10 protein-coding genes are annotated in these 14,037 nt (G+C 34.8%); 2 read left to right on the forward strand and 8 right to left on the reverse strand.

Annotated elements, in window-relative coordinates:
* Positions 1–164: 164 nt before the first annotated feature.
* The 7 genes from ACFSAH_RS09540 to ACFSAH_RS09570 all read right to left on the reverse strand — a co-directional run bounded on the left by ACFSAH_RS09540 (position 165) and on the right by ACFSAH_RS09570 (position 8,145).
* On the reverse strand, positions 165–1,238 hold the full coding sequence (locus tag ACFSAH_RS09540; RefSeq protein WP_379662500.1) for a porin: 1,074 nt from the start codon (positions 1,236–1,238) through the stop codon (positions 165–167).
* A gap of 121 nt (positions 1,239–1,359) precedes the next feature.
* Complete coding sequence (locus ACFSAH_RS09545) at positions 1,360–1,941, reverse strand: K(+)-transporting ATPase subunit C (RefSeq protein WP_379662501.1); 582 nt, start codon at positions 1,939–1,941, stop codon at positions 1,360–1,362.
* A 26-nt stretch (positions 1,942–1,967) separates the two neighbouring features.
* Entirely contained in the window at positions 1,968–4,022 is a 2,055-nt protein-coding gene (gene kdpB / locus ACFSAH_RS09550) for a potassium-transporting ATPase subunit KdpB (RefSeq protein WP_379662502.1), read from the reverse strand.
* A gap of 48 nt (positions 4,023–4,070) precedes the next feature.
* A complete protein-coding gene (gene kdpA, locus ACFSAH_RS09555; RefSeq protein ID WP_379662503.1) occupies positions 4,071–5,762 on the reverse strand; it encodes a potassium-transporting ATPase subunit KdpA in 1,692 nt (563 codons plus the stop codon).
* Between the two features lie 233 nt (positions 5,763–5,995).
* A complete protein-coding gene (locus ACFSAH_RS09560; RefSeq protein ID WP_379662727.1) occupies positions 5,996–6,073 on the reverse strand; it encodes a potassium-transporting ATPase subunit F in 78 nt (25 codons plus the stop codon).
* Positions 6,070–6,456, reverse strand: a complete 387-nt coding sequence (locus ACFSAH_RS09565; RefSeq protein ID WP_379662504.1) for a DUF7674 family protein — start codon at positions 6,454–6,456, stop codon at positions 6,070–6,072. The genes ACFSAH_RS09560 and ACFSAH_RS09565 overlap by 4 nt, the downstream gene beginning before the upstream one ends.
* A gap of 354 nt (positions 6,457–6,810) precedes the next feature.
* On the reverse strand, positions 6,811–8,145 hold the full coding sequence (locus tag ACFSAH_RS09570) for a sigma-54-dependent transcriptional regulator (protein WP_379662505.1): 1,335 nt from the start codon (positions 8,143–8,145) through the stop codon (positions 6,811–6,813).
* A 272-nt stretch (positions 8,146–8,417) separates the two neighbouring features.
* Between ACFSAH_RS09570 and ACFSAH_RS09575 the strand changes: the two genes are divergently transcribed.
* Together ACFSAH_RS09575 and ACFSAH_RS09580 are read left to right on the forward strand one after the other, a co-directional pair.
* A complete protein-coding gene (locus tag ACFSAH_RS09575) occupies positions 8,418–10,259 on the forward strand; it encodes a DUF1800 domain-containing protein (protein ID WP_379662506.1) in 1,842 nt (613 codons plus the stop codon).
* Between the two features lie 5 nt (positions 10,260–10,264).
* A complete protein-coding gene (locus ACFSAH_RS09580) occupies positions 10,265–12,133 on the forward strand; it encodes a DUF1501 domain-containing protein (RefSeq protein ID WP_379662507.1) in 1,869 nt (622 codons plus the stop codon).
* 281 nt (positions 12,134–12,414) lie between these two features.
* Here ACFSAH_RS09580 and ACFSAH_RS09585 read toward each other — a convergent pair whose 3' ends face one another.
* Entirely contained in the window at positions 12,415–14,034 is a 1,620-nt protein-coding gene (locus ACFSAH_RS09585; RefSeq protein WP_379662508.1) for a BspA family leucine-rich repeat surface protein, read from the reverse strand.
* Positions 14,035–14,037 lie beyond the last annotated feature (3 nt).

Raw genomic sequence — 14,037 nt, forward strand, 5'->3', positions numbered from 1 at the left:
TTTATCGATGATTCCCAACTTGACTCCGCGTTTTATGATTTAGCAACACAAAACTGGAAATTTATTGGGAATCATTTTTTAACAGCCAAAAGTTTAAACAACTCCTACTTTATTAAAGTTATCAAATCTCTCTTTATTAAATAAAGAGAGATTTGATAATCTGATTAAAAATACACTGCAATTGAAGTTGTTATTGATTGATTATCCTTACGCAACTTATTCTCCCTATTCACAAACAATACATTTTTATCTCTTAACCCTTTAATTTCTGTGCGCCAATATAAATTAGGTAATATTTTATAATCGACATTAAATGATGCTCCAAATATTTGGACTCCATCCGATTGATCTGTTGAGGCAATAACTCCACTTTCATCATTATAATACTCTCCTCTTGCTGTCATACTCAATTTATCTGTGAGTGCACATTTCATAATAAGAGCTGGGGCATACCAGATATCGTATTGATTTGTTTTTTTCTCTTTCTGTTGGATTCCTATATCAAAACCACCTATTAGGGTAAATTTATCGGTAAGCTGAAACTGCCCGTATAAATCATGAAAATATCTCATCTTTCGTATCTCTTCGGGAGCATCATTACCAATAAAAGAGCTACTATTCAGAGTAATTTTTTCATTAGGTTTAAAAACCAGTTGATGTCCAAATGCAGGTGTAGTATTTCCATCCTGTCTTTGAATGCGTTGCCACCCGTTTAACACTAATAACACCATCTGCCATTTTTTATCAGGAGTCACATAAGATAACCTGGTCCCTGTTTCAAAATAAGGTGAGTTTTCTGCCATGATACTTCTCGTTAAGGTAAAACAATCTGCTCCAACGGCACTCTCGAATCCAATGTGAGAGGGTAAAATACCTGCTTCTAACCATAAATTATGCTCTTTTGATAATTTTAAACTTATGTTTGCTTCGTAAACATTTTTTAAAACACCTTCCTCTCCGGCATAATTCGCATTCATATAGGAACCTACACCTAACCCCAAATTCATCTTTAGATTACCAGTATTATAAGTTGCTTTAATTACCCCCAAATTCAGACTTACTTCATTATTTCTATTATGACTGTAAATAAACCCGGGACGAGCATTATTTGTTGGATTATTGAAATCTTGCTGGTAGTATATTTCGGTATAACCGCTAATTGCCAGCTTATTTTCCTGAGCCAATACACTCCCTCCTGCTCCCAGCATTACTGCTGAAAACACAATTATTTTTTTCATGTTAATATATATTTAGATTATTTTACTTCTGTTCTTTTTCAGGATTTAAAGAGATTTCAATTTTTGCTAAAACTTTCTTAACCTCTATTCTTGTAACCATAACAATATATCCCAAAGCTATCTATCTGATTGAATAGCTGTTATTACTTAATTGATCAAGTGCCATGTTAAGTTTTAGAACATTAATTTTTTCGGGACCAAATATCCCCAGAAATGGTTTTTCTACATTATCATTAATAAGTTTTTCTAAGCTTGCCTCATTCAGGTTTCTTATTTTTGCAATTCTTTTTACCTGTACCCTAGCAGCCTGTACAGAAAAGTCAGGATCTAAACCACTGGCACTTGCCGTAATCATATCTACGGGTATTTCTGATTTTTTAATTCCAGGATTATGCAGCATAAAGGTGTCTATCCTTGACTGTACTTCATTCAGATATTCTTTATTAGAGGGCCCTTTATTACTACCCCCAGAACCTGAAGCGTTATAATCGACAGCAGATGGACGTGACCAAAAATACTTATCCTGTGTAAATGACTGTCCTACATTAAGATAATATTTCTTCTCTTTATCCTCTATGGTTTGACCTTTTCCTGATCCATCAGAAATCTGGGCTATTCCCCAAACAAGCATAGGATACAACACAGCCAAAAGCAGTATACTTAACAACGTTAGTTTAACCGCTGGTATAATATGTTTTTTCATTTTCTTTATATCGAATTTTTATTTGATTAAATAAATACGGTTATAATGACATCTATGACCTTGATTCCGACAAAGGGTACTAATACACCTCCAAGTCCAAAAATGAACAGATTACGCCTCAACAATGCTGATGCCCCAATTGGTTTATAAGGGACTCCTTTTAATGCCAATGGGATTAAAAACGGGATAATAATTGCATTGAAAATAACTGCCGATAAAATGGCACTTTCAGGAGAATGTAGATGCATTATATTCAAACTTTGCAATGCGGGGATTGCTGTTATAAACAACGCTGGAATAATTGCAAAATACTTAGCCACATCATTAGCTATACTAAAAGTTGTAAGTGTACCTCTGGTCATCAACAGTTGCTTACCTATTTCAACAATTTCTATCAATTTTGTAGGATCATTGTCCAAATCGACCATATTTCCAGCTTCCTTTGCTGCTTGTGTACCACTATTCATAGCTACACCTACATCTGCCTGTGCTAAAGCCGGAGCATCATTTGTTCCGTCTCCCATCATAGCTACCAACCTACCTTCTGCCTGCTCTTTTTTAATATAATTCATTTTATCCTCAGGCTTTGCCTCGGCAATAAAATCATCTACACCTGCCTTTTCTGCTATATACTTTGCTGTTAAAGGATTATCACCCGTAACCATAACTGTTTTTATTCCCATTTTACGAAGACGGTCAAAACGTTCCTGAATACCCGGTTTTATAATATCCTGTAATTCTATTACTCCTAAAACAGTTTCGTTTTCAGAAACGACCAATGGTGTTCCTCCATTTTGGGAAATATCGGTCACTTTGTCTTCTATTTCCATCGGGAAATTGTTGCCTGCTCTTAAGACCAACTGTCTGATTGCATCTGTTGCTCCTTTACGAATACTAACATGATTATAATCGACACCAGAACATCGTGTTTCTGCCGTAAAAGGAATAAATATTGGTTTATCCACACCATAATCAGATGGATTTACCCCTGCAAGATCAATAACTGATTTCCCCTCAGGTGTTTCATCTGCCATAGAGCTTAATACTGCGGCCTTAATAAATGTTTCTTCATCTATTCCTTTCGCTGGGTAAAACTGAGTGGCCTTGCGGTTACCGATGGTAATTGTACCGGTTTTATCTAATAGCAAAACGTCTATATCTCCTGCTGTTTCTACTGCACGACCGCTTTTGGTTATCACATTTGCTCTTAATGCCCTATCCATTCCTGCAATTCCTATTGCTGATAACAATCCGCCTATTGTTGTGGGAACAAGACATACAAATAATGAAATAAAGGAGGCTATAGTAATACTAACATTGGCATAATCTGCAAAAGGTTTCAGAGTTACGGTTACTATAATAAAAACCAACGTAAATCCTGCTAATAAAATAGTTAATGCAATTTCATTAGGTGTTTTTTGACGACTAGCCCCCTCTACCAAAGCTATCATCTTATCTAAGAAACTTTCTCCAGGTTGTGTGGTTACTTTTACTATAATTTTATCTGACAGTACTTTTGTTCCTCCTGTTACAGAGCTTTTATCTCCGCCCGCTTCGCGTATTACAGGTGCCGACTCTCCGGTTATGGCACTTTCATCTATAGTTGCCAACCCCTCTATAATTTCCCCGTCTGAAGGGATTATATCTCCTGTTACACATAAAAAGACATCATTTTTTTTAAGCATAGAAGAGCTAATCACAGATACATTATAATTACCACTATCCTCTTTCCTGAACTCTTCATTTCCAACATTTATTTTTTTTGCGGGTGTTTCTTCTCTTGTTTTTCTCAAGCTATCTGCCTGTGCTTTACCTCGTGCTTCTGCTATAGCTTCTGCAAAATTGGCAAATAACAAGGTTAACAACAGGATAAGAAACACTAAAAAATTGTATCCGAAACTTCCTTGAGAATTCTCTCCCAAAAGTATCCACAAACAGACAAGTAGCATTACAAATGTCCCTATCTCCACAGTAAACATTACTGGATTACGGAACATATCTTTGGGGTTCAGTTTCACAAACGATTGTTTCAATGCCTGCTGAACCATATTTTTTTGAAACAAAGATTTATTATTAATCATTTCTTTATGTTTTTCTATAATTTTTTAAACTCTCAGTCCCTCGCCTCTTTATTGTTTCATTGAAAAATATTCAGCTATGGGGCCTAATACCAATGAAGGGAAAAAGGATAAAGCAGCAACAATTGCTATCACTGCAAAAATCATTAGTCCAAATGTAGATGAGTCTGTTTTCAATGTACCATTACCTTCCGGGATATACTTTTTTTCGGCTAATAATCCTGCTATGGCCACTGGTCCTATAATCGGAATAAAACGCCCTAACAACAGCACTATCCCTGTCGAAATATTCCACCAAAGAGTATTATCTCCCAACCCCTCGAAACCACTACCATTATTCGCTGCTGCTGATGTATATTCATAAAGCATTTCACTAAACCCATGAAACTCAGGATTATTTAATGTAGCCGCCCCTTCACTGGGTAATGCTGCTGCCAACGCCGTACCTACTAATATTAAAAAGGGATGCGCCAATGCAACCAGCATAGCTATTTTCATTTCTCTGGCTTCTATCTTTTTACCCATAAATTCAGGTGTTCGTCCTACCATTAAACCACTAATAAAAGCAGCCAGAACAATGAACACAAAGAAATTTAATATTCCTGCTCCTACTCCTCCATAGAAAGCATTAATCATCATTGCTAAGAGTTCGTTCATTCCCGACAAAGGCATAGAACTATCATGCATTGAATTAATAGAACCTGTTGAAATTACTGTTGTTACAATACTCCAAAAGCCTGAAGCTGCTGCACCAATCCTAACTTCTTTACCTTCCATCGCTCCCAAAGAATTATCTATCCCCATAGCTGATATAAGAGGATTTCCTTGCATCTCCATGTTTACATTGGGAATAACCAGCAATAAAAAACCGATAGTCATAACCCCAAACATCATCCATGAAAACTTCCTTTTTCTGATGAAATAACCAAAAGCAAACACCATAGCCATGGGAATCAGGAACTGTCCAACCATTTCAACCATATTGGTCAAGTAAGTTGGGTTTTCTAACGGATGAGATCCGTTTGCTCCAAAAAAACCACCTCCGTTAGTCCCTACATGTTTTATAGGCACAAAGGCTGCAACTGGCCCCCGGCTTACCTGAACACTGTCCCCCTGTAAAGTGGTAATCGTGTCCTTTCCTTCAAAAGTCATTGGTGTTCCTTCAAACACCAATATTGCAGCTATTACCAATGAAATGGGTAATAAAATACGAGTACAGGACTTTAAAAAGTAATTGTAAAAATTACCTAGCTGAGTGGCAGATTTTTCTCTGAAAGCTTTGAACAAAACGACCGCTGCCGCCATACCCACTCCTGCCGTTACAAACTGCAGAAACATTAACCATATTTGCCCTAAATAACTAATACCTGTTTCGCCTGAATAATGCTGTAGATTACAGTTTACTAAAAAAGAAATGGTGGTATTAAATGCTAAATCTGCTGATTGGCTGGGATTTCCATCTGGATTAAGAGGTAAAATCCCCATATTCATCAATATTCCCATACTTATAAGAAACCATAACAGATTAATAGTAAGCAATACTACCAAATGTTGTTTCCAGTTCATCTCATAATCTGGATTTATACCCGATATCCTGTAGACCAAACGCTCTAAAGGATTAAGAACAGGATCTAGAAAGGTTCTTTCTCCTGCATATACTTTTGCGATGTATTTTCCTAAAGGTATTGCCAGCAACAGCGTTACCCCAAACATCGCTATAACTCCTAAAATTTCTGTATTCATGTTTTTTAATTAAATAATTGTTTAATACCCCACACCGAGGTGACTATAAGAAACACAATTACAATTCTTCCTATATCTCTAAAATCTTCTTTTAAATTTCTCATTTCATCAGGATGATTGATTTTAGATTCAGCAGATATATAAAAGAGTTTAAAATGAGTCCCAAAAAGATAAAGGATAATAACTTTTTTATTTTCTGCTTCTTATTGCTCTCCATCGGTGTTATTGCCGATTTAAAATTTTTCGGGGTTAACAAGTACATAGCCCATATAACCAAATACTCCAATTGCGATAACGAATAATACTATCATCTTTTTACTGTTTGAATAAAGTTGTTTTGTGTTAGATAAATTACTTTAAAGGGATTAGGTATTTTTGCGTAAAGCTGTAACCATTGCTTTGTGGAGCATCTTCTGCGGATACCTTCAAATGAACGAACAAAAAGATTTTCAATAATGTATCTGATATATTCGTTACCTCTTTGATATATCCATGCGATATACCTGATATGTCTGACAATTCTAACAAATTCTCCTTTTTCAAGTAAACCTCTTATCTGATTTATAACTGCCTGTATAATACCTGCAAAGTTTTTATGAGAAGATAACTGTTGTATTTCTTCACTAATTTCTTTGTGGTGTACGGCTATATACATTGCTGCCCGTTCTTCATTGATTTTCCGTTTTGGATTCATATTTTTTCAAATAATTTGATTAATGAAAAAAGGAGTGCGAAAAGTGCTACGCCTGTAATTATTAAAATTGCTGCTAACATCTTTTCTGATTTTGTATAATATTTACTTTCATAGAATTGATCGCTTCTCTACCAGTACTGTTAATTCCAAAAAAACAAACTGGTTCTTTTAATTGTGTCATTGCTTTTTGCATAGTTCTTTTTTCTCCATCATGCCAAACAATATTCCACAAAAGAAAGAGCCCATATTACACACTGATAATCAACAACTAACATAAAAACCAAAATAAAACACAACAAAAAAGCCTATCAAAATGATAGGCTCTTTCTCAAAATGAAAGTCTAAAAGCAATATTTACAATTTGTACTCCTCTATTTTTCGATATAATGTAGCTATACCTATTTCTAATAATCGGGCAGCTTCTGCTTTATTTCCGTTGGCATGAGCCAATATTTTTTGTATATGTAATTTTTCTGCATGCGCCAGAGAGTATGTAGATATTGATTCTGTTTTTAGATTTATATGTTGCATATCTAAAGGCAAAGTTTCTACATCTAATGTATCGGTAACTGCTAATATTACACTACGCTCTATCACATTTTTAAGTTCCCGAATATTTCCTCTCCATTCATTACTCTCTAATATGGCGATGTATTCATCCGACAAATACAGTTTCTTCTTTTTCAACTTCAATGCAAAAAACTGTGCATAATATTTTGCTAACGCTCCTATATCTTCTTTTCTTTCTCTTAAAGCGGGAAGGTGTATTGTAAATACCGAAAGCCTATAAAACAAATCATTCCTAAAATGTTCTTTATCTATTTCTTCTTCTAATTTTCTATTGGTTGCAGCTATAATCCGTACATTTACCTTTGTTGGTTTAGAATCTCCTACCCTCAGAAATTCTCCAGTTTCCAGAACTCTTAATATCTTAGCTTGTAACTCTAAAGCCATTTCACCTATCTCGTCTAAAAAAATGGTTCCTTTATGCGCTTCCTCAAACAGACCCTTTTGGTCTTTACTTGCTCCTGTAAAAGAACCTGCTTTATGTCCAAACAATTCGTTTTCAAGCAGGTCTTTACTAAATGCAGAACAATTGATAGCTACAAAACTTTGGGTTGCCCTATCACTTGCCTGATGTATTGCCTGTGCAAAAACTTCTTTTCCTGTACCTGTTTCTCCCGTCAATAATACAGTTGTGTCTGTAATAGCTACTTTCTTAGCCAACTCTATAGCCTTAAATAATAAATTTGATTTTCCTATAATCTTTGCGAAAGAATAACGTTCGCCTAGCTGTTTTTCTAACCGTTGTACTTTCTTTGCCAGGATAACTTTCTCACTCGCTTTATAGAGAAGTGGTATAATTTTATTATTATCATCACCTTTTGTGATATAATCGAAAGCCCCATTTTTTATAGCTTGCACTCCGTCCGGAATATTGCCATAAGCCGTTAACAGAACTACCTCAACCAAAGGAAACCTATCTTTTACAAGTTTTACTGCTTCTATGCCACTACCATCCGGAAGCTTTACATCGCATATTACCACATCTATATCCAACTGCTCCAATTTCTTTAATCCTGTTTTAATATCAGAAGCTTGAAATACTTCAAACCCTTCTAAAGCAATGATCTTAGAAAGCAGCGTTCTCAATTTTTCTTCGTCGTCTATGATGAGCACTTTTATCACAATCAAAAATATTAGAGCACAAAGTTATAAAAGACATTTCCGTTTAAACAACTATAATGATAATTATAACTGTTGTTCTGATAGTTTCTTTTTGACTCTTTCTCTCCTCCTATTGAGACATTTATACCCCAACATTGAGATATTATTATCTATAAATAATTATTCTTTTGTATAAGACACTAGTTATATAGAAATATTATAAACCAATAAAAAGTAGTACTTGCTGATCGCGTGTCTAAGATTTTTTATTATCAATCCTTAAATATTACATTATGCCAACAGATGAACTATTTGAAAAGTATTCCAGAAAAACAATCGGAGAACGTAAAAAACAGTCTTATGATGAATTTATACAGAAAGTAGACAAAACCGAAAGCAACACATTTAATAAGAGCTTAAATAAAACTATACCTGTAGAAACTTTACGTGTTAGTTCCGGATTAGACGTTTACACAGGTCCCTGGACAGAACGAGAAGCAATACATTTGCTCAAACGTACCAATTTTGGAAACCGTAAGGCTGGAGTAGATCTTTTACTTTCAAAAGGAAGCGCTTCTACAGCAGTTAACTGGGTCACTAATTTAATAAATCATACAACACCTCAAAAGCCAAGTCCCGGACCACTTAATTTTTATCAAAACCTTCCTAACGCAACAGATAGTACCACAGCGTATGGAGAAGACTGGAGTATGAATAATCTGGAATATGCACTTCCTACTAATCAGGGAGGAACAGATAATATTGTTAACAACAACCGTGTCTTAAGCCTTCAATGTTGGCATTGGGGAATATGGTTAAACGACGATAAATATAAAATACGTGAAAAAATGGTGAATTTCTGGTATCATTTTATTCCCGTAGAATTTAACGAAGTAAGACTTTTAACCCCTCAGTCAGGCACAATATGTAGCGGTTATATGAAAATTTTCAGAGAAAATGCCCTTGGAAATTTCAGAACAATAATAGAATTAGTAACAAAATCAAGTGCAATGATATTCTATTTGGGTAATCATTATAGTACTGCCGATGCACCTAATGAAAACTACGCAAGGGAATTAATGGAATTATTCGCCATAGGCAAAGATCCACAGAATTATACTGAACAGGATGTGCAAGCCGCTGCAAAAATTCTATCTGGTTGGAGACAACAGAACAATGTAAAGAATCACCCCTACCCCGTTACAACTTCATTTAATAAGAACAGGCATAATCAGGAAAATAAAACTTTCTCATCTTTTTTCAATAACACAACAATTTTAAACAAAACCGGCCAAAATGGAGCTCAGGAACTTGATGAGTTTTTTGACATGCTTTTTCAATATCAGGGGCAGGCAATTGCAAAATATATTTGTAGAAGGCTTTACAGGTATTTTGTCTACTATGTTATTGATGCTGAAACAGAATCAACTATTATTACTCCATTAGCAAATCAACTAATTAACAGCAACTGGGAGATAAAAAATGTAGTGAACCGATTGTTAAAAAGTCAACATTTTTTTGATATGGCCAATAGAGGAGTAATGATAAAAAGTCCTTTTGATTTTATTGCCGGTATGTTGAACACATTTAACGTAAATACCACAGCCGCAACTGAAGGAGATATTTTCAGGCAATATAGAATATGGGAAAATTATTATAATTATGCTAAAAATAGTTTAGAGCAAGACTTCGGAAATGTACCTACGGTTTCAGGCTGGAAAGCTTACTACCAACCTCCTACTTTTTATCAGAACTGGATAAATTCAAGTACCATTCAAAAAAGAGACCTACTTATAGACGAACTCATTGCCGGAAACAGAACAATTCAGGGTATAAAACCAAAAATAGATGGAATATCTTTTTTAAAACAATTCGATACCTCAATTCAGGATGACCCTAGTGCTGTTGTTGATGTATTTATCCTATACTGTCTTCCTATGGATTTACCACAAACCTACAAAGAGGAAATAAAAATCCAAACATTATTAAGTAATCAATCTACTGATAATTACTGGACAAGTGCATGGCAAACGTACCTTTCAAACCCAAATACTGTTAATACCAAGACGGTTGATGACAAACTGAAAGCTCTTTTAAATGCTATCTTAAAATTATCTGAATTTCAACTAATGTAAACCAAATGAAAAGAAAAGACTTTATTAAAAACATATCCCTAGCTGGCATACCGCTCATGTTTAAAGGGATTCCCGTATATGCTCTTGAGGGACTTACGGGCTCAGCTCTAGAAGCTTTCAATGGCATAACCCCAAATTCAGATAAAATACTTGTTATTATTCAATTAAATGGCGGAAATGATGGTTTAAACACAGTAATTCCTCTAGACAAATACTCTCAATTAGCATCTGCCAGGGCTAATATAATGTTACCACAATCATCTGTATTATCGTTAGACAACAACAGCACTACAGGTTTACATCCTTCAATGAGCGATTTAAGAAATTTATATAATGATGGTCATGTAGCAATTATACAAGGAGTGTCTTATCCAAACCCTAGTTTCAGTCATTTCCATGCTCAAGACATCTGGTTTTCGGGTATGGGGGTTGCTGGTTCTGTAGACACTGGTTGGCTAGGCAGAGGACTGGAAAAAAAATTCCCAGATTATCCTGATGGTTATCCAAATACCAGCTATCCTTATCCTCCTTCTGTCCAAATAGGAGGTGTTATGCCTCTATCCTTACAGGGAACTCGTATAAACATGGGATACAACGTTCCAAATCCATCTGATCTGATAAACATTGTAAATGCAAGCCCCGGAGATGTACCAGACAATGATTATGGCACAGAGTTAAGTTTTCTACGCTTAATGAAGTCTCAAAGCAATGTATATGCATCTAATGTAACGGCAAGCTATAATGCGCAAAACACATTATCTGTAAAATATCCCAGCACCGGTAATTCTTTGGCTAATCAGTTAAAAATTGTTGCTCGATTGATTGGAGGGGGATTGAAAACCCCTGTTTATATTGTAAATCATGAGAACTCATTTGACACCCATGCTTCCCAGGTTGTGAACGGTGATACCTCAAGTGGAACACATGCAACTCTTTTGAATAAATTATCTGTAGCTATAGGTGCATTTATGGATGATCTTATTTTAATGGGAAAAGCCAACGATGTTATAGGAATGACCTTTAGTGAATTTGGTAGAAGGGTTATCAACAATGCCAGCTTAGGTACCGACCACGGAACAGCCGCACCTATGTTTGTTTTTGGCACCAACGTAAATCCAGGAATGTATGGAACTTCTCCTGATTTACCGGACAATCCAAATAATAGTACACAAATAAACACTCAGTTTGATTATAGACAGGTATATACTACTATGATGCAAGATTGGCTTGGCATAAGCAAAACAAACAGCGATACTGTTTTAAATGGTGAATACCAAACAATAAACTTCATCAATAAGGAACAAAGTTCTCTTGAGAACCCTAACAGTACTCTTCCTATTGATGCCATAAAGCTTTCTATCAATCAATCCTTAAAACAAGAAGAGGTATCTTTTATTGCATATTCCAACCATTATTATGAAAAATTTCAGTTAGAAATTTCTATAGATGGGAATACATTTAACGTATTAAAAGATATTCCACAAATAACTAATGAGAATTTAAAAACTTACAAGGTTACTTTAGACCGAAGAAATGAAGCACGAATTTATTACCGTATCAAGGGTATCAGCAAACAGCAGGGAGTTTCCTATTCTAACATTATTGTGATTAAAAACAGAAACAAGCAGCTGCTTCAGATTTACCCTAATCCTGTCAAAGATTTTATATTCTACATATCATTCATAGAAACTCCTTCTTCAAATATTTCCGTAGAAATTTTTGATACCAGAGGAGTAAGGCTATTTTACAACCAATATACACCTGATAAACAAATTGTAGTCCAGGTTTCTGATATGTTTGAACTTCATCAATTACATATAATTAAAATTCGCTTTAATAATGAAGAAGTAGTGGAAAAGATATTTTTCAAATAAGATCAGAAAAATATAAATATTTGTATAACAAACAGCCTCATGTTACTAGTAACATGAGGCTGTTTGTTTGAATATCCTCGATCAAGATTTATTCTTGATTTTCCAATTTCATTTGTCTCAAAATTATTTTTAAAAAGAGATGCATTCTTTTTTAGTAGAAAACTCTCATTAAAAATAGATTGTCCGCAGACAGTTTTATATCATCTTATTAAACAGTACAAGATTGACATCAAGAGATACGTACTACTTAAGCTACTCATTCGATTTGCCTGCTACAGATTTTATTTTAATCTTTTTACAAGAACAATTTTACTTTCACTTACTGTTTGTTCTCTATCAATTTGCATTATTTTCACATACAGAGCCTCCGGTTCTACTTCTTTGGTTTTAGTGCAGTTTGTAAAAAACACACCACCAAACAAAACCATAGCTATAAACAAACTTGCATTTCGTCTTTTTAATAATAAAACCAACAGAAAAAGACTAAAAATTACTGGAATTCCGGCTAATTGCACACCACTAATATTTACACTATGGCTGTACTCCAATACAGTATTAGAATTCCCCCCCCCTGCTTTACTGCTTACCTGATCTAGCTCGGTCCATTTCTCCCCATCTTTTGACAGGCAAATGGTAAAATATTGGTTGTCCTTTTCAGCAGTTGTTTTCCATTGAACAAGTAGTTCAGAATTTGAAAGCGAGGCTTTTACACCAGTAAATGTTACCGGAAAGCCACAAACAGTACCATCCTGCATATCGCCAGATAATATCCATTTCTTTCCAATAATTATATTGCGGTTAGCAACTGTTAGTTGGCCATAGTATTTTCTTCCATTAACATTTAAAACCTTATCCTCGGTAAGTTCTGGTAAATTTTCTGCCCATCCGGCTAAAGTATTCTGATAATTTTCACAATCAATATTACTATTAGGCATAAAATTAACAGTAGTAACAGCAGGGTTTAATTTCCAACTTGCTAAACTCTGATTAAATGCTCTTGCAGTATTAAACACGCCATTTAAATTGGTAACAGCCGATACATCCCATTTATTTCCATTTGTAACCAAAGGTTGATTAAATCCCCTTGCACTACTAAACATACTATTCATGTTAGTTACCACACTAGTATTCCAATTGCCTATAGGTTGATTAAATGCCATAGCTCCATTAAACATATTAGACATATTGATTACTTTTTCTGTATTCCAATTGCCTATATCCTGATTAAACATAACAGCCCCATTAAATAAACCTGACATATTGGTTACTGTACCTGTATTCCAATTGCCAATAGGCTGATTAAATGCTATAGCCCCACTGAACATATTGGATATATTATTAACACCATCCATTTGCCAAGTATTAAATGACTCATTCCCTACTAAAGATTCACAGCCTAAAAACATACTTGAAACGTTTCTCATTAAAACAAGTTTATCTGTAGCTGATATATCCATATTTATACAATCTCTGAATATATTACTCACATTATCCCATTTAGTAAGAGTTCCCCACTGTTTTACATCAATAAGCTTTTTACTATCTGTAGTATCTGAATTAACTCCAAAAGTAAATAAGAAAGCTTGGGTTGAGTTTACCGAGGTCAATCTGATTTCATAATCTCCTGGCGATGGAAAAGTAACCACAGTATTACTCCCTGCAACTACACTGATTCCGTTACTATTGACAGAAGGATTCCCTACCTTAACCCATGAAATATTATAATTACGAGCCCCCAAAGGTAACTTGATTTGACTTTTTGTAGTTGTTATATTTCCTCTACCGGAAGGATTATCGGTTCTCCAAACGGTAACAAACTCAGTTTGTGAAAAACCAGATGTAGCGAACAAAACAAAACACATTACGATCAGGATTCTTCTCCTCATTTTTATTGCTTTCATAAT

Origin of the sequence: Pseudopedobacter beijingensis (assembly GCF_042678145.1) — a bacterium.
In the GTDB taxonomy this organism is placed as follows: Bacteria; Bacteroidota; Bacteroidia; order Sphingobacteriales; family Sphingobacteriaceae; genus Pseudopedobacter; species Pseudopedobacter beijingensis.

Coding starts and splice junctions, on each gene's coding strand:
- ACFSAH_RS09565 (WP_379662504.1), bottom strand. CDS start 6,456: ATGAATCCAAAACGGAAAATCAATGAAGAACGGGCAGCAATGTATATA.
- ACFSAH_RS09560 (WP_379662727.1), bottom strand. CDS start 6,073: ATGATAGTATTATTCGTTATCGCAATTGGAGTATTTGGTTATATGGGC.
- ACFSAH_RS09585 (WP_379662508.1), bottom strand. CDS start 14,034: ATGAAAGCAATAAAAATGAGGAGAAGAATCCTGATCGTAATGTGTTTT.
- kdpA (WP_379662503.1), bottom strand. CDS start 5,762: ATGAATACAGAAATTTTAGGAGTTATAGCGATGTTTGGGGTAACGCTG.
- ACFSAH_RS09545 (WP_379662501.1), bottom strand. CDS start 1,941: ATGAAAAAACATATTATACCAGCGGTTAAACTAACGTTGTTAAGTATA.
- ACFSAH_RS09575 (WP_379662506.1), top strand. CDS start 8,418: ATGCCAACAGATGAACTATTTGAAAAGTATTCCAGAAAAACAATCGGA.
- ACFSAH_RS09580 (WP_379662507.1), top strand. CDS start 10,265: ATGAAAAGAAAAGACTTTATTAAAAACATATCCCTAGCTGGCATACCG.
- kdpB (WP_379662502.1), bottom strand. CDS start 4,022: ATGATTAATAATAAATCTTTGTTTCAAAAAAATATGGTTCAGCAGGCA.
- ACFSAH_RS09540 (WP_379662500.1), bottom strand. CDS start 1,238: ATGAAAAAAATAATTGTGTTTTCAGCAGTAATGCTGGGAGCAGGAGGG.